Source organism: Pelagibacterium sp. (assembly GCF_965249125.1).
GTDB lineage: Bacteria > Pseudomonadota > Alphaproteobacteria > Rhizobiales > Devosiaceae > Pelagibacterium.
This window is the reverse complement of sequence record NZ_OZ252217.1, coordinates 1,101,787-1,123,430: the sequence shown is the minus strand read 5'-3', so window position 1 is coordinate 1,123,430 and position 21,644 is coordinate 1,101,787. Positions and strand designations below refer to the sequence as shown.

Sequence of the window (21,644 nt, the reverse complement as noted above, 5' to 3'; positions counted from 1 at the left end):
TCGGGCCAGCCGTCTCAGGAAGAGGCGCTCTGAAATTGCGTAAATCCTAGAAGGGGATTTCTATATGTCTGATATCACGCTTTCAAAGGCGGTTCGCTCGAACCTGCTCTCCCTCCAGAACACCGCCGACATGATGGCGACCACGCAGAACCGCCTTGCCACCGGCAAGAAGGTGAACTCGGCTCTGGACAATCCCACAAACTTCTTCACCGCGTCTTCTCTGAACTCACGCGCTGGCGACATGAACCAGCTGCTCGATGGCATGGCCAACGGCATCCAGACTCTTGAAGCAGCAGACAACGGCCTCAAGGCAATCACCAAGACCCTTGAATCCATGCAGTCGACCCTGCGTCAGGCCCGTCAGGACAAGACGTTCCAGACGTCTTCCTACACTCTCGATGCCGACACCGTTACCGGTGGCGCCACCGGCCAGCGTGAACTGAGCTTCACCGGCGGCGCACTTGGCACCGAAAGCATTTCACTCGACCTGACCACCGACAAGGCCGGTTCGGTCACCGGCGGCGCCGACTACACAGCTCCCGCCGCTGCGGCCGGTGCCGCTGCGGTTACCGCAAGTGCTGACTTTGCGGCCGTCGATGCCTCGACACCGCTCACATTCGACGTTCAGGGCAACAATGACGCCGCTGCCATCACCGTGACCATCGACGGCGCAAGCGCTGCCGACGATACGGCCATGACCATCGATGAAGTCATCGCTGACATCAACGACGAGCTTATTGCTGGCGGCAGCACGATCCGCGCCCAGGCCAATGCCGACACCGGTCGCCTCGAACTGGTCGACACCGACGCCGCAAACGTTGGCGCAGCCGCTTCGATCACCGTCACGGCCAGCGCTGGCACTGCAACGCTCAACCTGACCGCCGATGCGACCACCGATGCGGAATCCACAGGCACCGATGCTGAAGAAATCTCCTTCACCATCAATGACATCGACATTACCCTGAACGGTGATGACCATGCCGACGCCGCTTCGGCTGCTGCTGCCATCCAGACCCAGCTTACCGCTGGCGGTGCAGCTGCAGGCGTCACGGCTACCGCTGAAGGAGAACGCATCGTCATCACCGGCCCGACCGATGGCACAGGCATCGAACTGGCCGGCGCCGACGTCGACGACGTCTTCGGCGCCGAAGCCAGCCGCACTGTCGATCAGTGGGGCGAAGCCGGTAGCAGCGATGGTACCGCCAAGACCGTCGATGAACTCGTAAACGAGATCAACAACAACGACGAACTCAGCTTCGCCGTTCGCGCCTCCAATGACAATGGCAAGCTCCGTCTCGAGAACCTCTCGACCCAGGAACTCGACATCGGCGGCGTGTCCTCGACTGGCGAGGTTGACGGCACCTCCTCCTCGGGTACTTCCTCGATCGGTGGCAACGAAGTGCGTGCCGGCCTGGCCGACCAGTTCCGCGAACTGCGTGACCAGCTCGACAAGCTCGTTGACGATGCTTCGTTCAACGGTGTGAACCTGCTCCGCGGCGACAACCTGCAGATCACGTTCAACGAAACCGGTACGTCCGAACTCAACATCCAGACCAATATCGATGGTGAGGCCGGTGCTTCGGTCAACTCGACCACGCTGGGTATCGAAACCAACCTGCAGGCTGAAGATCTCGATAGCGATGCCTCCATCGACGGCTTCATGGCTGACGTCAAATCCGCCATCAACACAGTGCGTTCGCAGGCGTCGTCCTTCGGTTCTTCGCTCTCTATCGTTGAAAACCGCCAGGATTTCTCCAAGAACATGATCAACACGCTGGAAACCGGCGCGTCCAACCTCACCCTGGCCGATGCCAATGAGGAAGCCGCCAACCTTCTGGCCCTGCAGACCCGTCAGCAGCTGTCCTCGACCGCTCTGTCGATGGCCAGCCAGCAGGATCAGTCGGTCCTGCGTCTGTTCTAATGATCTGACGCTCCCAGAACGGGAGTATCCAATGCGCGAAAGGGCGGGCCAGAAGGCCCGCCCTTTTCTTTTGGCCCGCCCGTCTCCATAATCCGCTCAAGTTTAACGGGGATGCGAATCATGGCGCTCAAGGTCGAATTGAAACCAGGTGAAAAACTGATCGTGGGCAGCTGCGTCATCACCAATTCCGACCAGCGCACCCGCCTGTTCATCGAAGGCAAGGCGCCCATTCTGCGCGAAAAGGACATTCTGTCGGCAACGACCGCCGATACGCCAGCCAAGGCCATCTACCTTGCCATCCAGATCATGTATGTGGAGGGCAATGTCGACAAACTCACCAAGAGTTATTTCGAGCTGATCAACGAAATGGTCCGCGCCGCGCCGTCCACTTTGCCTTATGTGGACGCTATAAATAATGAGATATTAACCGGCGACCTCTACAAGGCTCTCAGGGCTGCAAAAAAGCTTATCGAATACGAAGGGGAGCTGCTGGGGCATGCAACATCAGGGGGCACTCGCATATCAAAGGACCGCACAGCAGACGGCGAGTCCGAGAGATCTTGAGGCCAACCTGCTTGCCCGCCTTGCCTCCCGCCTGCAAAACATCCGCGACACCTGGCCCGAGCACTATGACGAGCTCGAAGAAACGCTCAACAAGAACCGCAAGGTTTGGTCGATCTTCGTTCAGGCCGTAACCAAGGACGACAGTCCCCTCCCCGACCCCATCCGCCAGAACATCGCCAATCTCGGCATTTTCGTCATGGGTCAGACCTACGAGCTGCTCGCTGGCGCCGAACCGGCCAAGCTCGACGCGCTCATCAACATCAACCGCCAGATTTCCGCCGGCCTGCGTGGCAACGGCTGAACCAGCGTCCATACCCCCAAATGCAAAAACCCCGGTCGATGCCGGGGTTTTTTATTGGTGTGTAACCGATCTATTCAGCCGGCCCCTGCCGACCATCGTTGCGCGTGACATAGAGCCCGAAAATACCAATGCCGCCGAGCACGAGCAATATCCAGAGGTACATAAAAAGCGTTTCCATCATTTCATTCCCTCAGTTTGTCCAGAACACCACGCGCCAGCAAATGTAGCACAACCGCCAGCACTATACCAAATAGGCTCAGTGACACGATATTCCAAATATCCTGAGCCGGCATGGTTCCCAAAGCCATGCTGACCAGCGGCCCGATCAGGGAAATCGTGACAGTCCCGGCTGCGACAGCATTCATGAAATTGGCCGTCAATTTGGCTTTTTCATTTGAAACAAGACCATGGACCGCTCCCCCGCTTAAGCGCCAACTCTGGCCGTTCTACTCCCACCCCACCCTACAGATAATTCACCAGCGTCAATTGGCTGGCCATCGCCGTGGCCTGATAGCTGGCCTGAAGCTGTGTCTGGAGCGTGAGCAGCATCATGGCCACTTCCTCCCTCGGCGCTTCGGAGATTTCGGCAAGCATGGTCTGCAATTGCGCGCCATATTGGGAATGGCGCTCCTTGACGGTGTTGACCGTCGAAGCGGCGATGCCCAGTTCCATGGTGATCACTTCGATCGCTCCGGGCTGGGCGTTGTTGTCTTCCGACAGCCGCGAGCGCTGGATGGACACCAGCGCGTCATAGCGCCCTGCATTTTCCTCATCGAGCGGCGAGAGTTCTGATACCGAGAACACCGCCAGTCCCTTGATGAGTTCGACGAACCCCTTCTCATTGGCCTGCACGCCATATTGGGTCTTGGTGTTCTCGTCGATATTGGCCGAAACGCTCTGGCGCGGGTTGGTGCTGTCCTGCCCGTTGTACCAGACATTGGCGTTGGCATCCTGGGCCTCGCCCATGCCGTTGAAGAACCCGTCCGCCGCCGCATAGGTCGAGGACGAGCGCAGATCGGTCTTTGTCAGCGAGGCCAGCTTGTCGGCAATGGCCGTATTGAGGTTTGCCGCCGTCTCTTCGGCGTCAGCGCCGATGGCAAAGCCACCCGTGGGCACCGGATCGGTATCGGTGGCCGTAAAGGTGAAGTACCGGACCGTATCGCGGTCATGGGGGAAGGTGATGCCGATGGTAACGGTGTCCCCATTGGCCGGTACGCCGGTCGCGGTGATCGTTGCGACCTGTTCGGCATCGGGCAGCAGCGGATCGAGGGGCGCCGTGGCGCCGGTCACCGCCGTCCCGGTCGTGGTCACCGAAGCGATCTTGAACCCGAATTCATGGTCGCCATCCTCGGTCAGGGTGATCGTGTCGGTTGCAAGAAGCTGGTCTAGCCGACCCGAATTGCCCGCGACCGTCCCCATGTCCGCGTTATTGCGGGTCTGGGTATAGCGCACGAACCCGTTCGGCCCGTTCATGATCGCCTCGAAGCTCGAAACCGGCTTGGTGTCCGATTTGTTGCCTCCGAAAATGAACTGCCCGGTGATATCTGTATTGAGGACGTCGATGACTTCCTTGAGCAAATTCGTCGCCTGGTTGCGCGCATTGGTGAGGTTGATGCCGTCGGTGCCATAGGCGTTGGGCACCGCCAGCGCCCGCGCGGACTCCTCGATCTCGTCGAGCCGTTCCAGCCCGTTGGTATAAAAGCTCAGCCGGTTCTCGACCGTCAGGATATTGGCCTGATATCCTTCGATCCGCGACAGCCGGTTGCGCAGATTGATGTCGTGGACGCGGTCCCCGCCCATCTCGGCCAGCGTGTTGTACTTGTTGCCGCTCGAGAGCTGCAGCTGCAGGTTCTCGAGCTTTTTGTGCATCGAGGTGATGGTCGAAAGCGTCGAGGACACCGGATAGAGCGATTTGTTGATGATCGTCATGAGACCTCACATAGCCAACAGGGCGTCGATCAGTTCCTGGACCGTCGAGACCACGCGCGCGCTTGCCGAATAGGCGTTCTGGAGTTGCATCAGCCGCGCCATCTCCTCGTCCACGTTGACGCCGTATTCGGCGCTCATGCGCGTGGTGATCGAAGACAGCGTATAGCTGACCGCCGAGCTTTCCGACTGGGCCTTGGCAACCACATTGCCCTGATGATTGATCATCTGGCCGATGAGGTCAGTCACCTTGCCCGAAAGCCGCACCCCACCATCGGAAAGCGCGGTCATCTTGTCGGAAACAAATTCCATCGATTTGAGGTTTTCGAGCAGGAATTGAGGCCGCGTCGCATCCCCCAGCGAGACCCCGCTCGCGAACTGCACGATCTGGTTCGGATCGGAGATCAGCGCCGTGTTGATCGATATCCGCCCGGCAAATCCGCGCTTCTGGCCATTGCCGTCGAGCGAATTGGTGAAGGCCGCGTCGCGGGTGTCCACGAACAGGTTGAGCGCGCCGACCCCATCCTGCGTCCCGGTCACGCTGATCTGGGAAGACATGGCGCGCATGTCCGCGCTGTCTATCGAGAGAACCCCGCCGGCATCGGTGATGACCGCGCCACCCGGCAATTCCCCCGCCAGTGCTGCCGCAATCGCCGCCGCCGGATCGCCCCCCGAAATATCGACCCCGATCACCCGCTCGCCGCTGGCATTTGGCGAGGCGAGCGGCAAATTGGCGCTATCGCCCATCGCCACGACGCGGATCGTGCGATCGCTCGTGCCGTCATTATAGGTAATCGCGACCGAATTGCCCGACTGCATGCCCGAAAGGTCGAGCGCATAGAGGTCCGGTGTCAGCTCGTCCGGCTCCGCCACCGTGGTGACGGTGTTCATCGCCTGGGCCAGCCCCGCGGCGATCTCGTCGAGCTGGTCCTGCATGTTGACCAGCGTCGTGTCGCGCAGTTCCAGCAGCCCGGCAAGACGCCCCGAGGACAAAAGCTCACCGCCCGCCAGGTCGACCTGCAGCCCCGAAGGCGTGCGCAGGGTCAATTCGCCAACCCCGCTCTTGGCCGGATCGGGATCGAACAGCGAGGTCGAATTGAGCCCGCCCCCCGAGCGGAAGCCGAACTGGGAGGCCTCCACGTCGAGAATACCCACCCCGCTTTCCGTCATCAGCGCAACGGTGCCGTCCGGGCGGTAGGTGGCGCGCACATCGACGAGTTCGGAGATCGACGCCACCAGCCGGTCGCGCTCGTCCATGAGCGAGAGCCGTGCCTGCTGGTCCTGCGAAATGTCGAGAATGCGCACATTGACATCGGCCAGCGCATTGAGCTGCCGGTTGAGTTCGGACACCCCATTGGAAATCTGCTGCTCGGCCTCGACGCGCATTTCCTGCACAGCGCCGGTCAGCGTATTGAGCTGTTCGACAAGCTGTTGCGCCGAATTGAGCACTCCGGCCCGGGTCGTCACGTCATTGGGGTTGGTGACCAGCGCCTGCAGCGCGTTCTCGAACCCGGCATAGAGCGTGTCGAGCGAATTGGCATCGCCCGGCTTGCCCAGATGCATCTGCAACCGGTCGAGGAAACTGGTGCGCGCATCGTGATAGCTGGCCGATGAAACCGCCACCAGATGCTGCTTTTCCAGCGCCTCGTTAAAGGCCCGCGAGAGGGTCGATGCGCGCACCTGCGCGCTCGTCCCATAGGCGGTTTCCTCGATGACGATGGACTGCCGGTGATAGCCGGGCGTGCCCTGATTGGCGATGTTGCGCGAAACGACATCGATGCCGCGCTGGCTGGCATTCATGCCCCCCAGTGCATTCGATAGCGTCGAACTCAATCCCATCGCCTAAACTCCATAACAGTCTTATCGCAGCGTTTGCCGGGCTGGTCAGGGCGGAGCGAGAAAGGTGGCTTTCGAGAACCGGAGCGGAGCGTACTTTAAGGTACGTGAGCACCGGAAGCGCAGAAAGCCGCCTTTCGCAGCCCGCCCTCACCGGCCCATTATCTAATCATGTTGAGGGCTTCTTGGAGCATTTCATCGGCCGTCGAGACGATGCGGGTGCCCGCCGAATAGGCCTGCTGGGTCACGATCAGCTTGGTGAACTCTTCGGAGATATCGGTGTTCGAGCTTTCCAGCGCCCCGCCGGTGATCCCGCCGTCGGTCGAAAGGATCGCTTCGCCCGACGCAGCCGTTGCCGAATAGATGCCGCCATCGAGCCGCTTGAGCTGGTTCTCGGCGTTGAAATTTGCCGTCACGAGCTGGAAGATCTCGATCTGCTCGCCATTCGAATATGTGGCCACCACCCGGCCATTGTCGTTGATGGCGACCGACATGAACGAACCGGCGGGATACCCGTTCTGGTTGAGCGTCGAGACGGCGGCCCGGCCATTGGCGTTGTCGAACTGGGTCAATCCGCCCGCTCCGAGATCGAGCTCGACATCGCCCACAACGGTGCCGTTGATGGTGAGGTTGGGCAACTCGAGCCGCAACGGCTCGCTGAGCGAGACCGACGATCCGCCCTGGGTCTGCAGCACGCCATCCTCGAAGGTGAATTCACCGTCGGGAACTTCTGCCCAGGTCTGCGGTTCGCTGTTGCTCATATAGTAGAGCCGCCAGGTGTCGGGTTCGTTGGACACCTTGCCCCACCGCATCTGTACGTTCACCGACGCGCCGTTGGGCGCATAAACGGTGATCGCGCCGCCTTCGACCGAACGCGCCACGAAGTCATTATTGGTTTCCGGCGCATCGGGAACCGCCTGCGAAGTGATCCCGGCAATGGTGCCGGTACCGCCGATCACCATGTCATGATTTGTGTTTTCCGCCACGATCTGCAGACGCCCTTCGGAGTCCAGCGACGCGGTGGCTCCGGGGACCGAGGAATTGACCCAATCGATAAGGTCCTGCAGCGTCGTTCCGTCGACGCTTTCCTCGAAGGTCTGGGTCGCCCCGCCCCCGACGGCGATTGTGAACTGGTCATTCGGTGCCCAGCCAAAGCCCGGCGCCGCGCCCTGCAGCGTTTCGCTGCCATCCAGATCGCCATCATCCGAGAGCGTCGTGGCAAAATCTGCTGCCAGCCCGACGGCGGGCGTATCGGGCAGGTTGACCTCGTAGGAGATGCGCTGGGTCGCCTTGGCCGGGATCAACCCGTTGGAAACCTGAACCATCTGGGGCACCGAGCCCGCGACGTTGCCCGTGGAGGCATCGATGGGCACGCCCTTGAGATAATAGCCAGCGCCGTTGCGCAGATAGCCCTCGCGATCCATCTCGAAATCGCCGCGCCGCGTGTAATAATTCGCGTCGCCGAACACCGAGGTTCCGTCGGTCGTGCCGGTCTTTTCCGCCACCACGAAAAAGCCCGAGCCGTTCAGCGCCACATGGGTGCCCGTCGAGGAGGTGATGATGTCGCCCCGCACATCGTTGGTCGAGCGCGAATAGGCAAGCACCGCGCCGGGCTTCTGGCGCCCGACCGCCGCATCGGGGATCAGGTCGATGAACCCGGTTTCCATCCGCTTGTAGCCGGTGGTCTGCGAATTGGCGATGTTGCCCGAAATGTTCTCAAGCGCGAACGACTGCGCCGCCATGCCGGTCACGGCCGTCGACAATGCCCCATAGATACCCATTTTACTCTCCGTCACGATTTGCGCGCCGAGCACGCGCATTCGCAAAACACGATGCAAGGGGAGTGCCAGACTCCAATGACCTTGATTTTGTTGGGGTTTCTTGAGCAAAGCGGTCCGAGGAAGACCGATTTCCGGGAAATTTTCGCCGCCCACCCGGCAAATTTTTCCCGCTTTACCCACTCGCTCCCTGACTTTCCCCACCACCGTCATCCCGGGCGAAGACCCGGGATCCAGTACCCACCAGTGTTGGTGCTTTCGCTCCGGCGCGCAGTGTACTGGACCCCGGATCGGGTGACAGGTGAGGCTCGGGGTGACTCCTCGAATGACTGGACGCCCGCGCCATATGAATCTAAGCAGACGCTGGATTAAGTCAGCACTTACTTATCTTTCAGGATTTCCAATGCTGTTTGCCTCCGCCGACGAGTTCCGCTCCCTCCCCCGCAAGGCCGTCACGGTCTTCGGCATGGCCGGCGTGGGCAAGACCCGGCTGGGCAATATATTGCGCCGCGCCGACTGGTTTCACTTCTCGGTCGATTTCCGCATCGGCACCCGGCACATGGGCGAATATATCGTCGACAATTTCAAGCGCGAGGCGATGAAGGTTCCCTTCCTCGCCGAACTGCTGCGCTCCGATTCCATATCGATCCAGTCCAACATTTCCTTCGACAATCTCGACCCGCTCTCGAGCTATCTCGGCACGCCCGGCAATCCGGCCAAGGGCGGACTGACCTTTTCCGAATATCAGCGCCGCCAGGAACAGCACCGCGTCGCCGAAATCTACGCCCTGCTCGACGTTCCCTATTTCATCGAGCGCGCCAAGGCGCTCTATGGCTATGATGATTTCCTGTGCGACACCGGCGGCTCGCTGATCGAGGTGCTCGACCCACACAATCCCGAAGACCCGGTGGTCAAGGCTTTGACCGATACCACGGCCCTGCTCTATCTGCGCGGCACCGAGGGCGACGCCCAACGCCTTATCGACAGGTACAAGGCCAATCCCAAGCCCATGTACTACCCGCCCGATTTCCTCGTTTCCAAATGGGACGAGTTCAAGCGCGAGAACGGCGTATCCCATGACGACGACGTCGATCCCGACGCTTTCGGCGTGTGGGGTTTTGAGGCGCTGCTGCGCGACCGGCTGCCGCGCTATCAGGCGCTCGCCGACAATTTCGGCTATCAGGTCGACGCGTCCGAGCTCTCCGGCGTGCGCGACGAAAAAGACTTCACGGAGCTCATGTGCAGGGCCATCGCCAATCGTCAGGCGATGGCCGCCGAATAATTAGGACTGCACTTATATAAGATTTCCTTGAAAGACACCGAAAATGCCCATCCGCATTCCCGATCAGCTTCCCGCGCGAAAAACCCTCGAGACCGAGGGCGTCGTGGTCATGGACCAGTCCCGCTCCGCCCGGCAGGACATCCGCCCGCTCCAGTTCGGCCTGCTCAATCTGATGCCCAACAAGCAGCGCACCGAAACCCAGTTCGCGCGCCTGATCGCTTCCACCCCGCTCCAGATCGATTTGACCCTGGTGCGCGTCGCCGATCCGCTGTCCAGGAGCACGCCCGAGGATTATCTCCAGAACTTCTATTCCACATGGGAAGACGTTCGGGCCAAAAAGTTCGACGGTTTCATCGTCACCGGCGCCCCCATCGCCAACATGGCCTTCAAGGACGTGCGCTACTGGCCCGAAATGCTTGAAATCATGGACTGGACCCAGACCAACGTCCACCACACAATGTTCATCTGCTGGGGCGCCCAGGCCGCGCTGCATCATCTGCACGGCGTTGCGCGTTACCGCATGGAGCACAAGGCGTTCGGCGTCTACCGCCACAAGGTGCTCGACACCCGCCACCCCTTCCTGCGCGGCTTTTCCGACGATCTCGCCGTTCCGGTCTCGCGCTACAACGACATCGACCGCCAGAGCCTTTCGCCCGATCTCGACATCCTCATCGACAGCGAAGAGGTCGGCATCTGCATGCTCGACGACCGCAAATACCGCGCCGCCTACATGCTCAACCACCTCGAATACGACAACACCTCGCTCGCCGACGAATATCACCGCGACATCGAAGCCGGGCTCGACACCCCCCTGCCGGTCAACCTGTTCCCCGGCAACGACCCGTCCAAAATGCCCGAAAACCGCTGGCGCAGCCACGCCCATTTGCTGTTCCAGAACTGGATCAACGAGATCTACCAGACAACGCCCTACGATCTCGAAAAGGTCGGCACCGGTACGTGGTGAGGTAATCTCTCTCCCTCGGGGAGGCAAAAATGCCGATCTTCACCTCTCCCTAGGGGGGAGAGGTCGGATGGCACAGCCAGCCGGGTGAGGGGGCCTTCCCAAAACACCGCCGCGCAAGCAAAGGGTCGAGGACTCTAACCCTGACCCTCCCCAATGCCGCCTATCTCAGGCAGTTCAGCAATCCTAACCCTCGCCCCTTCGGGGAGAGGGTGGCCGGCAGGCCGGTGAGGGGGCCTTGCTGAGCCTGCCAGGCCCTATCGCGCCAACAGCTCCCTTGCATTCTCCTCCACACCCCCTACCTTCACTCCGAACCCGCCGGAGACCCGTTCTTGCCCCGCCTGCCCACCACCATCGCCGACGAACTGGGCGTCGCCCTTGGCAATCTCGCCGATGCGGCGACCGGAACCGTAACGCCGACCCTGCGGCTGGGCGTCACCGGCCTGTCGCGCGCCGGCAAGACCATCTTCATCACCGCGCTCATCCACAATCTTTTGACCGGCGCTCGCCTGCCCGGCTTTTCGCCAATGGCCGAGGGCCGGCTGATCGGGGCGCGTCTCGCCGAACACCCCGACAACGCCACGCCCCGTTTCGCCTATGAAAACCACCTCGCGGCCCTCATGGGCTCGCCCCCGGTCTGGCCCGAGTCGACGCGACGCATTTCCCAGCTTCGCCTCACCCTGCGCTACCAGTCGGCAAGCTGGATCAAATCGCAGTTCGGTCCCTCGACCTTCAACCTCGATATCGTCGACTATCCCGGCGAATGGCTGCTCGACCTGCCGCTTCTGACCAAATCCTATGCCCAATGGAGCGAGGAGGCTCTGGCCCTCGCCCGCCGTCCGGCCCGCACCGAGGAGGCAAAGCCGTTCCTTGACGCGCTCGGATCGTTCGATCCCGCCCGCGAGGCCGATGACGCTGCCGCCGAAACCCTCGCCACCGCCTTCACCGCCTATCTGCGGGCTTCCAAGGCCGACGCCCGCGCCCTCTCCACCCTCCCGCCGGGGCGCTTTCTGATGCCAGGCGATCTCGAAGGCTCGCCCGCGCTCACCTTCGCGCCCCTGCCCGCCCCGACGGCGACGCCCCGCCATTCGAGCCTCTATGCGATGCTCGAACGCCGCTACGAAGCTTACAAATCCGTCGTCGTGCGCCCCTTCTTCCGCGATCATTTCGCCCGCCTCGACCGCCAGATCGTGCTGGTCGACGCCCTGCGCGCGCTCAACGCCGGCCCCGAAGCTGTGGCCGATCTCGAAACAGCGCTCACCTCGGTTCTCTCCTGCTTCCGCCAGGGCGCCTCCAATCCCATCTCGCGCCTCTTCACCCGCAAGATCGACCGCATTCTGTTCGCAGCCACCAAGGCCGATCTTTTGCACCACACCTCGCACGCGCGGCTCGAAACCATTCTCAACCGCCTCGTGGCCAACGCCTCGCGCCGTGCCAAATTCCACGGCGCCGAAACCAGCTCGCTGGCCATCGCCGCCATCCGCGCCACCCATGAAGGCAGTGTCAGGCATGGCGGCGAAACCCTGCCCACCATCATCGGCACCCCCGAAAACGGCCAGAAGCTCGGCGAAACCACCTATGACGGCAAAACCGAAATCGCCTTGTTTCCCGGTGACTTGCCGGAAAATCCCGATTCACTTTTCAAATCGGCTGAATCAACACCTGAGCTCAATTTCCTGCGCTTCCTGCCGCCCAAAACCCTTTCGCCCAGCCAGACCGGAGACCCCGTGTTCCCCCATATCCGCCTCGACCGGGCGCTCGATTTCCTGATCGGGGACAAGATGGCATGAGAGAGCCCCGCGCCATCCCCACCCGCACCCGCACCGACGAACCCACGGCCCGCGCCCCGCGCGCCTTTGAAACCGGGCTCGCCGAACCGGCCCCCGATGTATTCGAAGCCACGCCCAAAGATCTTGCCGATACCGACGTGGCGCCAACCCTCAAACGCCGCGGCGGCCTGTGGCGCAATCTGGCGCTGTGGACCGGCGGCACGCTGGTCTCGCTCGGCCTCGGCCTGGCTGCCGATCGCCTGATCCGCGATCTGTTCTCCGCATACGATTGGCTGGGCTGGTTCGGGCTCGGCGTGCTGGCGATCTTCATCGTGGCCCTGCTTGTTCTCACCATCCGCGAAATCATCGGCCTGGCGCGGCTGCGCACCATGGACCGGCTGCGCGAAAGGGCCGCCGCTGCCCTTGTCGCCGACGATCTGCCCGCCGCGCAAAAAATCGCCGCCGAACTCGATGGCCTTTATGCCCAGCGCGCCGATCTGGCCCGCGCCCGCAGCGGGCTCAGTGCCGATGCCGGCGCCATTCTCGACGGCGCCGAATTGATCCTTACAGCCGAACGGGCCCTCATGACCCCGCTCGATCAACGCGCCCGTGCGCTGACCGCATCGAGCGCCCGCCGCGTCGCGCTGGTCACCGCCGTCGCTCCGCGCGCGCTGATCGATATCGCCTTCGTCGTGTTCGAGAGCTTCCGCCTGGCCCGCAACCTCGCCGATCTCTACGGCGCCCGTCCGGGCTTTTTCGGCTTTGTGCGCCTCATGGGCGCCATTATCGCCCACCTTGCCGTCACCGGCGGGCTGGTGCTCACCGATGGCGTGGTCGAACAATTGATCGGCCATGGGGTGGCCGCAAAACTCTCGGCGCGTCTGGGCGAGGGTGTGCTCAACGGCTTGATGACCGTCAGGGTCGGCATCGCCGCCATCAAGCTGGTCCGCCCCCTGCCCTTCGCCGCCCGCACATCGCCCGTCGTTTCAGATTTCGTGGCCGATCTGGGCAAGGTCGCGAGCGCAAAATAAAAAGGGCAGCGCCCAAGCGCTGCCCCACACAAAATCTATGGGAAGGCCCTTACTGGGCGTCGCCTTCCTCATCTCCGGCTTCCATGCCGTCGTCCATTTCGCCGCCATCGGAACCACCGGTCACCGGTCCATCAACCAGGCCGGCCTCGACGCAGTCGTCGCGGGTGATGGTCGAAAGGTCGATCGACTCCGTGGTCAACTCCTCAGTCGAAGACGGATCTTCATCGACGGAATCAGCCTGGGTTTCCTCGCCGAGCGTCATGCAATAGTCCTCGACATAGACCCAGTCCTCGGCGCTAACGGCAATACCGCCAATTTCCCCGCCCATGGCAGATGCATCCTGAGCCATTGCGGGAGCGGCAAGACCAGCGGCGAGAGCGATAGAAGCAAAAAGAGCAGTGCGTTTCATGGTTTTCTCCATTGGTTTTTCTGTCGGCCAGCCTGAAAAGACAGCCGACGAAACAACGCATTACGAGCCGTTCTTCCAATTATTCGAAGCCGGCAGGCGGCGTTGGTGAGACAATGCAGACACCCTCAAGGGGGTTGCGAACGCAAATCTGTTCATTTCGTGGCGATACCGTGGCGCGCGGCTCGAGCCGCCCGGCAAAAAGGGCAGTTCTGATCGAACCGCCCTTGTCGCATCTATGGCAATGTTTTCTTCGATCAGATCAGACCGGCCTTCTGGCAGTCGCTCTGGGTGATCGAGCTCAGCTGAACGCTCGAAGTCGAAAGTTCAGCGGTCGCCGACGGGGTGAAATCAAAGGCGTCGGAGACCGAGAGGCCGTCAAGCGCGTCGCAGTAATCGGTCACATAGGACCAGTCGGCATCCGAAACTGTAACCGTGCCGATGGTATTGGCCATTGCGGGAGCGGCAAGGCCGGCGACAATTGCGAAGGAGGCGAGAAGGGCATTGAGCTTCATTTTTTAAGTATCCTTTTCTTGAAGTCCCTCGTTGGGGACAAGACAAGAGATAGGCGCTCCCGAGCCGATTTCCAGATCAAAGATGTGAGTTTTTCGTCACAAAATGACGCGCCCGTTCACCTTGCCTTTTCGATGCAGGCTGGCGCGCCGAACGGCCCGATCCCGCCACGAAACCGGGTCCACACCTTAACATGGTTAAGTTTTAGTGCCGGCGCTCGCCTAAGGCTTGAGCACGATATAGGCCGCCGCCCCTGCCATGGCGCCCGCCGCGCCGCGATTGAGGGCCTTGAGCGCCCGCGGATTGCGCAGGAAGTCGCGGGCCTTGGCGGCCAGCGCCACATAAGGCACGACGACAAGATAGAGCACGATGATCGTCGTAACGACCAGCCCGGCAAACCGCTCGGGCGTAACGGCTTCCAGATCGACCACCGTGGGCAACAGCGCCATATAGAATATGATCGTCTTGGGATTGCCCAGCGTCACCGAATAGCCGCCCAGCATCGAGGCCATGGCACCACTGCCCTTGCCGGCGCGGATCTTTTCCGGATCGATCCCGGCCCGCCAGAAGCTCCACGCCAGATAGGCGAGATAGGCGGCACCGAGCACTTTGACGACAACGAATATCCCCGAAAAGGCCGCGGCCACCGCCGCCAGCCCCAGAACGGCAAGCGTGAGATAGGTGAGGTCGCCCAACACCAGCCCGGTGCCGAACCACACCGCCGGACGAAAGCCCGATCCGAGCGCCTTGCCGACCGCCGCGGCAATGCCGGGTCCGGGAATGGCGGCAGCAATGGCCAGCGCGATGGCATAGGGCAGATAATCGAGAACAAACATGAAAACGCGTCCCAAGGGCCTAAGTGCCTTGCCTCACTTGGGCCGACAGATCTCTACTGTCGGCTTAAATGAGGATAACAAGGCCACGCCAGATAACAAAGCGAGCGGCGTGTATCGACAATTTAGGCGATATACGCCACTCGCAACGCGTTCTTACACCCCGTCGCGGGCCGTGAGAAGACACGAAACCACGGGGGTTACTTGCCCGCCAGCATCTCGCTCATCGGCCCCCAATACATCATCTGCCATCCGCCGGCGAGCATCTCGTGTGCGTCCTCGGGGTAGCCGCTCTGGTCGAACACAACGCGCGTGCCATCTCCGCTCTTGCTCAGTGCGAAGCAAACCAGCGAATAGGTCCCCTTTGGCCACGCATGGGACCGCCAGGCCTGGACGACGCGCTCGCCGGGCACCAGTTCGATGTTGCGGCCACCGATGTCGCCACCGAACATCGAGAAGGCCCCGCCCTCCTCGGTTGAGATATCGGCACTGCGTCCGCCGGTCATTGCGGCGAATTTGTCCGAGCTGGTGAGCACCTCGAAAACGGCGGCCGGGCTGGCCGGAATGGTGACTTCCTGATGAATGGTCATGATGGGCTCCTGTTTGACATTCTCTGTCGATTCTGTATTTTCCTCAACCAATCGGTTGAGCTTTTTCCGGTATGCCAGCGCGCCGGACAATTGTCAACCATCCGGTTGAACTTTGGAGATCGCCGTGACCACGACCGCTCTTGCCGAAGACCGGCTCGATCAGATTTTTCATGCGCTCGCCAACCGCACCCGGCGGGCGCTGGTGGCGCGCCTGGCGCAAGGCACGGCCAAGGTCACCGATCTGGCAGAGCCCTTCGGCATGTCGCTCGCCGCCATCTCCAAGCATCTGATCGTTCTGGAAAATGCGGGCATCGTCCGACGCACGGTCAACGGCCGCGTGCACATCTGCGCGCTGAACGCCGGACCGCTGGCCACGGCCGACCAATGGCTTACTGCCTACGGCGCGTTCTGGGATGAAAAGCTGGATAATTTTGCCCGCTACCTCGAAGATGACGCCGACACCGCAAAGGAATGACCATGACGCCAACCGCTCTGTCGATGACCAGGCTCATCCGCGCGCCGCGCGAACGGGTCTTTGCGGCCTGGACCGACCCCGCAGAGTTGGCCAGATGGTGGGGCCCCGGCCCCGTGACCTGTCCCGAGGCCCATATCGACCTGCGCGAAGGCGGCGCATACCGGATCGCCAACCGCCATGAGGACGGCTCTATCACCTGGATTTCAGGCGTCTTCGAAAAGGTCTTCAGGCCCAGCCAGCTTGTCTATACCTGGAGCGTCAGCATCGTGCCCGGCGAACCCACCCTGGTCACGGTCTCTTTCAACGAGCACAAGGAAGGAACCGAACTCGTGCTCGAACACGCCCGCTTCGCCGACAAGGCCATCCGCGACATGCACCTTGAGGGCTGGAACGGCTGCCTCGACAAGCTCGAGCAACTGCTGCAATAGGTCCGTCCATCGCGGTCCGGAAGCGTGACAGAACAAGGACTTAGAGCAATTGAAGCGATTCGAAGAAGAGCGGAAATGCTCTAGTCAGTGCAAATAAGGCGATGCCGCTTACGCCGCTTCTTCCTGCTTGGCCGAATCCGCGAGCGTAACCCGCAGCCCGTCCAGTTCCTCGCTCATCAGGATCTGGCACGACAGCCGGGAATTGGCCTCGTAGTCGGGCACGGAATCGAGCATGTCCTCTTCTTCATCGGTCGGCGGGTTGAGCTTGTCCTGCCATTCGGGATCGACAAAGACGTGGCACGTCGCGCATGAGCACGAGCCGCCGCACTCGGCCTTGATGTTGAGCCCCCAGTCCCGGATCACTTCCATCACCCGCCAGCCTTCGAGGGCTTCGAGTTCGTGTTCGGTCCCATTCTGGTCGGTGACGAATATCCGCATTGTAAGGTCCTGTCGCGTGAGGTCGTTAGGTCCCTGGCTTGGCCCGGATGAGTCGAAAATGGTGATGTCCGAGAACCGGAGCGGAGCGTATTAAAAATACGTGAGCACCGGAAGCGCAGGTCATTGCCATTTGCAGACCATCCCGGTCAAGCCACGCCGAGTTTCTTTTGGAGTTGGGTAGACGAGGTCGTATACTGGAAAATCACCTTCTGGTCGGGATGCACGATCCTCTTGGCGGCCTGTGACATCAGCGCGCCTTCGTGGAAACCCGAAAGGATCAGCTTCAATTTCCCCGGATACCAGTTGATATCGCCGATGGCGAAAATGCCGGGCTCGCTGGTCTCGAATTTTTCGGTATCGACCTTGATCAGCGCGTTGTCGTGCAGGTCCAGTCCCCAGTCGGCAACCGGCCCGAGCTTCATGGTCAACCCAAAGAACGGCAGCAGGCGTGTGGCGGGAACGCCAAGCTCGCCGCCGGCGGTCTTGAGATAGACTTCCTTGAGCTGCCCGTTCTCGCCTTCAAGACGCCCGAGCTGGCCGGTGATGAAGTTGATCCGGCCCTCTTCGACAAGCGCCCGCATCTTGTTGACACTATCGGCATGGCCCCGGAACTGGTCGCGGCGGTGCACAAGGGTGAGCGAGCGCGCCAGCGGTTCGAGGTTCAGCGTCCAGTCGAGCGCCGAATCCCCGCCCCCCACGATCACCAGATCCTGGTCGCGGAAATCGTCCATCTTGCGCACGGCGTAAAACACCGACTTGCCTTCGTATTGTTCAACGTCCTCGACCGGGGGCCGCTTGGGCTGGAACGAGCCGCCGCCCGCCGCGACCACCACCACCTTGGTGATGAACACCTCGTCTGCATCGGTGGTCAGCCGGAAGGTGCCGTCATCGAGCCTTTCGACATTGGTCACCATCTGGGAGAAATGGAACTCGGCGCCGAAGGGCTGGATCTGCTTCATCAGATTGTCGGTCAGCCCCTGCCCCGAGATCTCGGGGAACGCGGGAATGTCGTAGATCGGTTTTTCGGGATAAAGCTCGGCGCACTGCCCGCCCGCCCGATCGAGAATGTCGATGACGTGACATTTGAGGTCGACCAGACCCAACTCGAACACGGCGAACAGGCCCACCGGGCCTGCGCCAATAATCACGACATCGGTGACGATTTCATTTCCGCTCATGGATAAAGGAGTCCTGGTCTGTGGCGCGCTTCCAAGTTCGCGCCTGGGATATATATATGACACCAAGTGTCAAGTATGGATCAATTGGACGGCCGCCTCAGAAACGGCCGCGTGCCTGCCGGAATTTCAACGCGGGCCCCAACGGGCTGGTAATAGCGCGATACCTCGGCCAGCGCATCTTTTTCCAGCGCCGCGCGCGTCGGCCCGTTGACGACAACGAACGCATCGATACCGCAGCGGCGCATGAAGGGGATCTGGTCGGTCAGCACGTCGCCTACCGCCCGCAACTCCCCGTCATAGCCGTACCGCTCGCGCAACAGCCGCGCGCTCGAATAGCCCCGCCCGTCGGTAAAGGCCGGGAAGTTGATGGCAATCGAAGAGAACCTGCCCAGATCGTCGGCCACGTCCTCGACCTTCTCGCCCGGGCTGACCAGCAACCCGATAGGGTGCGGGCTGGCCAGGAACACATCGCGGTTCTCGACGAACACTGTCAGCGGCACATGGGTGTAGCGCACATCGGCGGCCGCATCGCCCTCGGCCCACAAGCGCCAGGGATCGGCCTTGAACGCACCGTCCTTATAGAGAGTCAAAGAAGATTGGCTCACCGGTTTCGCGATGCTCCCGTTGAAGTCGAAATGAATGCCGCACTCGCGCTTGTCGCGCCCGCGCCACCGGCCGGCCCGGGGGTCTTCCCCGTCCGCCACGGCGCTGGTGCACGGAGCACAGCCTATGGATTTGTACCCGCGCTCGAACAGCGGATGCTCGGGCAGCCCATGGGCCGCCTTGTACGCATCAATGTCCTCATGGGTAAAGTAGGCCAATGGATTGACCTTGATACGATCGTCGCTGGTCAGCTCGAAATGCGGCAGCACGCCGCGTTCGGCGGTCTGGAAGCGCTTGCGCCCCGTCACCCAGCCGCCATAGCCCGAAAGCACCTTTTCGAGCGGCTCGGTCTTGCGGATATGGCAGCACGAATCCGGATCGTTCTCCCAAAGCGTGCCATCGGGATCGAAGCGCTTGATGTCGGCGCTGTCGGGATGGAGCGTGATCACATTGGTCAGCCCGAGCTGCGATTTCAGCGTTTCGACATAATCGAGCGTCTCGGAAAAATGCTTGCCCGTCTCTAGAAAATAGACCGGCAGATCCTTGTCGACCTGGCTCACCAGATGCAAAAGCACCGCCGAATCCGCCCCGAACGAGGAGACCATGGCGATCTCGCCCGGCAGCAATTCCTCGACCGCCTGACGCAGCACGGCCTCGGCGTCCATCTCGTCGAACATGCCGTTGAGCGAGAGGATGCCGAGCTGGCGCAGCTTGTCCACTTTGGGTTCGGCAGCGGTGATGATCGGGCTAGCCATTGCCATAGAGCGCCTCCTTGAACGGCGCATCCCCCAGCCGCCGATAGGCTGAAATAAACGTTTCGTCCTCTGTCGTGCGCTGGGCGATATAGGCATCGACCAGCCGCTCGATGGCGCCCGGAACCTCTTCGGCAACGAACCCCGGGCCCAAGATCTTGCCCACCGACGCCTCTTCGGTGCCGTCACCGCCCACGGTGATCTGGTAGAGTTCGGTGCCCTTCTTTTCGACGCCCAATATGCCGATATGGCCCACATGGTGATGCCCGCAGGCATTGATGCAGCCCGAAATCTTGATCTTGAGCTTGCCGATTTCCTTTTGCCGATCCGGCGCCGCAAAGCGCCGCGAAATATCCTGCGCAATAGGGATCGAGCGCGCATTGGCCAGTGCGCAGAAATCGAGCCCCGGGCAGGTGATCATGTCGGTGATCTCGCCTGAATTGGCGTCCGCCAGCCCCGCTTCCACCAACCCGTCATAAACCGCCCGCAGATCGGCAAGCGCCACATGGGGCAGCACCAAATTCTGCTCATGGGTCACCCGCACCTCGTCGAACGAATAGCGCTCGGCCAGGTCCGCCACAGCTTCCATCTGTTCCGCCGTCGCATCGCCGGGCGCCCCGCCGATGGGTTTGAGTGAAATGGTGATCGAGGTGTAGCCCGACCGCGCATGGGGAAACGTGTTGTTCTCCAGAAACCGCCCATAGGCCGGATCGAGAATTTTTTCCCGTTCCACATCGATCGAAACGACGCCGTGATCGACATAGGCCGGCTGCGCGAAATAGGCGTTGATCCGGTCCAGCTCGGCCTCGGGCAGCGTCAGCACCCCGCCGCGCATATGGGAAAACTCGTCCTCCACCTGCGCCTTGATGGTCTCCAGCCCCTCCTCGTGCACGAGGATCTTGATGCGCGCCTTGTACTTGTTGTCGCGCCGCCCATAGCGGTTATAGACCCGCAAAATGGATTCCAGATAGGCCAGCAAATGCTCGTGCGGCACAAACCCGTTGATGAGCTTGGCGATCATCGGCGTGCGGCCCAGCCCGCCACCCACATACACCGCCCAGCCGATTTCGCCCGACCCGTTCGTCTGCGCCATCAGCCCGATATCGTGGAATTTCACCGCCGCCCGGTCGTTTGGCGCGCCGGTAATGGCGATCTTGAACTTGCGCGGCAGGAAGGTGAATTCGGGATGCAGGCTCGACCATTGCCGGATGATCTCGGCCACCGGACGCGGATCGATGATCTCGTCGGCCGCCGCACCGGCGAACTGGTCGGTCGTCACGTTCCGAATGCAGTTTCCCGACGTCTGGATGGCATGCATCTCCACGCTGGCCAGATCGGCGAGAATTTCGGGAATATCGCGCAGTTTCGGCCAGTTATACTGGATGTTCTGCCGCGTCGTGAAATGCCCGTATCCGCGATCATATTTGCGCGCGATATGGCCCAGCATCCGCATCTGCTTTGAACTCAGCGTGCCATAGGGCACCGCCACGCGCAGCATATAGGCGTGAAGCTGCAGATAAAGCCCGTTCATCAGCCGCAGGGGCCGGAACTGGTCTTCGGTCAATTCCCCCGAGATACGGCGGCGCACCTGGTCTGAAAACTGCTCGACGCGCTCGGAAACAAACGCGGAGTCAAATTCGTCATATCGATACATGTTCGTCCTCGCCCAGATGCTGGCGGTCAAAGCGCGGTGCGGTCGGCCCTTCGGACCTTATGCGCTCGCGGATACGGTTGGCGTGGATCACGCCGTTGATCGTTTCGACGTCCTCGGTTTCAAGGCTGATGATGCGCCCGGTCGCCTTTGTCGCCGCCATCGCGGCCTCGAGCGCCTCGGCCTCGTCCTTTGCAAACACCCGCGCAGCCTGAATGTCCTCGACCCAATTGCCTTGCGCATCGAGATACACCGTCGCCCCGGAGAGCAGTTCATTGCCTGTGAGGATTTTCGTCATTTCACTCAATACGTTACAGAAACCATCGGATTCATTTTATCGATGCCCGGTCAGCACCCAGAGCAACCAAACCCACCGCCGTCATCCCGGCCCTGAGCCGGGATCCAGTA

22 protein-coding genes are annotated in these 21,644 nt (G+C 61.4%); 9 read left to right on the top strand and 13 right to left on the bottom strand.

The window, feature by feature from the left end; genetic code table 11:
• Positions 1–64 precede the first annotated feature (64 nt).
• The 3 genes from ACP148_RS05515 to flaF all read left to right on the top strand — a co-directional run bounded on the left by ACP148_RS05515 (position 65) and on the right by flaF (position 2,786).
• Complete coding sequence (locus tag ACP148_RS05515) at positions 65–1,921, top strand: flagellin (protein WP_421951610.1); 1,857 nt, start codon at positions 65–67, stop codon at positions 1,919–1,921.
• A 120-nt stretch (positions 1,922–2,041) separates the two neighbouring features.
• A complete protein-coding gene (gene flbT / locus ACP148_RS05510) occupies positions 2,042–2,485 on the top strand; it encodes a flagellar biosynthesis repressor FlbT (protein ID WP_421951609.1) in 444 nt (147 codons plus the stop codon).
• Complete coding sequence (flaF, locus tag ACP148_RS05505) at positions 2,418–2,786, top strand: flagellar biosynthesis regulator FlaF (protein ID WP_421951608.1); 369 nt, start codon at positions 2,418–2,420, stop codon at positions 2,784–2,786. Before flbT ends, flaF begins: the two co-directional genes overlap by 68 nt.
• 182 nt (positions 2,787–2,968) lie before the next feature.
• Here flaF and ACP148_RS05500 read toward each other — a convergent pair whose 3' ends face one another.
• The 4 genes from ACP148_RS05500 to ACP148_RS05485 all read right to left on the bottom strand — a co-directional run bounded on the left by ACP148_RS05500 (position 2,969) and on the right by ACP148_RS05485 (position 8,329).
• Positions 2,969–3,166, bottom strand: a complete 198-nt coding sequence (locus ACP148_RS05500) for a hypothetical protein (RefSeq protein WP_421951607.1) — start codon at positions 3,164–3,166, stop codon at positions 2,969–2,971.
• Positions 3,167–3,248: 82 nt separating this feature from the next.
• Entirely contained in the window at positions 3,249–4,715 is a 1,467-nt protein-coding gene (locus ACP148_RS05495; RefSeq protein WP_421951606.1) for a hypothetical protein, read from the bottom strand.
• Positions 4,716–4,721: 6 nt separating this feature from the next.
• Positions 4,722–6,551 (bottom strand): flagellar hook-associated protein FlgK, encoded by a 1,830-nt coding sequence (flgK, locus tag ACP148_RS05490; protein WP_421951605.1) that lies wholly within the window; start codon positions 6,549–6,551, stop codon positions 4,722–4,724.
• A 158-nt stretch (positions 6,552–6,709) separates the two neighbouring features.
• Complete coding sequence (locus ACP148_RS05485) at positions 6,710–8,329, bottom strand: flagellar hook-basal body complex protein (RefSeq protein WP_421951604.1); 1,620 nt, start codon at positions 8,327–8,329, stop codon at positions 6,710–6,712.
• A gap of 400 nt (positions 8,330–8,729) precedes the next feature.
• Here ACP148_RS05485 and ACP148_RS05480 point away from each other — a divergent pair, with 400 nt between their 5' ends.
• The 4 genes from ACP148_RS05480 to ACP148_RS05465 all read left to right on the top strand — a co-directional run bounded on the left by ACP148_RS05480 (position 8,730) and on the right by ACP148_RS05465 (position 13,369).
• Complete coding sequence (locus ACP148_RS05480; protein ID WP_421951603.1) at positions 8,730–9,608, top strand: ATPase; 879 nt, start codon at positions 8,730–8,732, stop codon at positions 9,606–9,608.
• A gap of 43 nt (positions 9,609–9,651) precedes the next feature.
• A complete protein-coding gene (locus ACP148_RS05475; RefSeq protein WP_421951602.1) occupies positions 9,652–10,572 on the top strand; it encodes a homoserine O-succinyltransferase in 921 nt (306 codons plus the stop codon).
• 329 nt (positions 10,573–10,901) lie between these two features.
• On the top strand, positions 10,902–12,359 hold the full coding sequence (locus tag ACP148_RS05470; RefSeq protein ID WP_421951601.1) for a YcjX family protein: 1,458 nt from the start codon (positions 10,902–10,904) through the stop codon (positions 12,357–12,359).
• Entirely contained in the window at positions 12,356–13,369 is a 1,014-nt protein-coding gene (locus tag ACP148_RS05465) for a YcjF family protein (protein ID WP_421951600.1), read from the top strand. The genes ACP148_RS05470 and ACP148_RS05465 overlap by 4 nt, the downstream gene beginning before the upstream one ends.
• Positions 13,370–13,418: 49 nt before the next feature.
• Here ACP148_RS05465 and ACP148_RS05460 read toward each other — a convergent pair whose 3' ends face one another.
• The 4 genes from ACP148_RS05460 to ACP148_RS05445 form a co-directional block, all read right to left on the bottom strand.
• Complete coding sequence (locus tag ACP148_RS05460; RefSeq protein WP_421951599.1) at positions 13,419–13,778, bottom strand: hypothetical protein; 360 nt, start codon at positions 13,776–13,778, stop codon at positions 13,419–13,421.
• 254 nt (positions 13,779–14,032) lie between these two features.
• Positions 14,033–14,290: a hypothetical protein gene (locus ACP148_RS05455; protein WP_421951598.1), complete on the bottom strand. Its 258-nt coding sequence runs from the start codon at positions 14,288–14,290 to the stop codon at positions 14,033–14,035.
• Between the two features lie 219 nt (positions 14,291–14,509).
• Positions 14,510–15,124, bottom strand: coding sequence for a LysE family translocator (locus ACP148_RS05450; protein WP_421951597.1), 615 nt, complete (start codon positions 15,122–15,124; stop codon positions 14,510–14,512).
• A 197-nt stretch (positions 15,125–15,321) separates the two neighbouring features.
• Positions 15,322–15,711, bottom strand: a complete 390-nt coding sequence (locus ACP148_RS05445; RefSeq protein ID WP_421951596.1) for an SRPBCC domain-containing protein — start codon at positions 15,709–15,711, stop codon at positions 15,322–15,324.
• A gap of 124 nt (positions 15,712–15,835) precedes the next feature.
• On the opposite strand from ACP148_RS05445, the gene ACP148_RS05440 reads away from it, so the two are divergent.
• Positions 15,836–16,186, top strand: a complete 351-nt coding sequence (locus ACP148_RS05440) for an ArsR/SmtB family transcription factor (protein WP_421951595.1) — start codon at positions 15,836–15,838, stop codon at positions 16,184–16,186.
• A gap of 2 nt (positions 16,187–16,188) precedes the next feature.
• The gene (locus tag ACP148_RS05435) at positions 16,189–16,614 is read left to right on the top strand and encodes an SRPBCC family protein (RefSeq protein ID WP_421951594.1); all 426 of its coding nucleotides are present in this window, start codon (positions 16,189–16,191) and stop codon (positions 16,612–16,614) included.
• A gap of 108 nt (positions 16,615–16,722) precedes the next feature.
• On the opposite strand, the gene ACP148_RS05430 is transcribed toward ACP148_RS05435, so the two are convergent.
• From ACP148_RS05430 to ACP148_RS05410, 5 genes are all read right to left on the bottom strand, one after another.
• Positions 16,723–17,052: a 2Fe-2S iron-sulfur cluster-binding protein gene (locus ACP148_RS05430; protein WP_421951593.1), complete on the bottom strand. Its 330-nt coding sequence runs from the start codon at positions 17,050–17,052 to the stop codon at positions 16,723–16,725.
• Between the two features lie 146 nt (positions 17,053–17,198).
• Positions 17,199–18,230, bottom strand: a complete 1,032-nt coding sequence (locus ACP148_RS05425; protein ID WP_421951592.1) for an NAD(P)/FAD-dependent oxidoreductase — start codon at positions 18,228–18,230, stop codon at positions 17,199–17,201.
• Positions 18,231–18,310: 80 nt separating this feature from the next.
• Positions 18,311–19,594, bottom strand: a complete 1,284-nt coding sequence (locus tag ACP148_RS05420; RefSeq protein WP_421951591.1) for a phosphoadenylyl-sulfate reductase — start codon at positions 19,592–19,594, stop codon at positions 18,311–18,313.
• Positions 19,581–21,239 carry a nitrite/sulfite reductase gene (locus ACP148_RS05415; protein WP_421951590.1) on the bottom strand — a complete coding sequence of 553 codons (1,659 nt, stop codon included), beginning with the start codon at positions 21,237–21,239 and terminating at the stop codon, positions 19,581–19,583. The genes ACP148_RS05420 and ACP148_RS05415 overlap by 14 nt, the downstream gene beginning before the upstream one ends.
• On the bottom strand, positions 21,226–21,534 hold the full coding sequence (locus ACP148_RS05410) for a DUF2849 domain-containing protein (RefSeq protein WP_421951589.1): 309 nt from the start codon (positions 21,532–21,534) through the stop codon (positions 21,226–21,228). Before ACP148_RS05410 ends, ACP148_RS05415 begins: the two co-directional genes overlap by 14 nt.
• Positions 21,535–21,644: the final 110 nt, after the last annotated feature.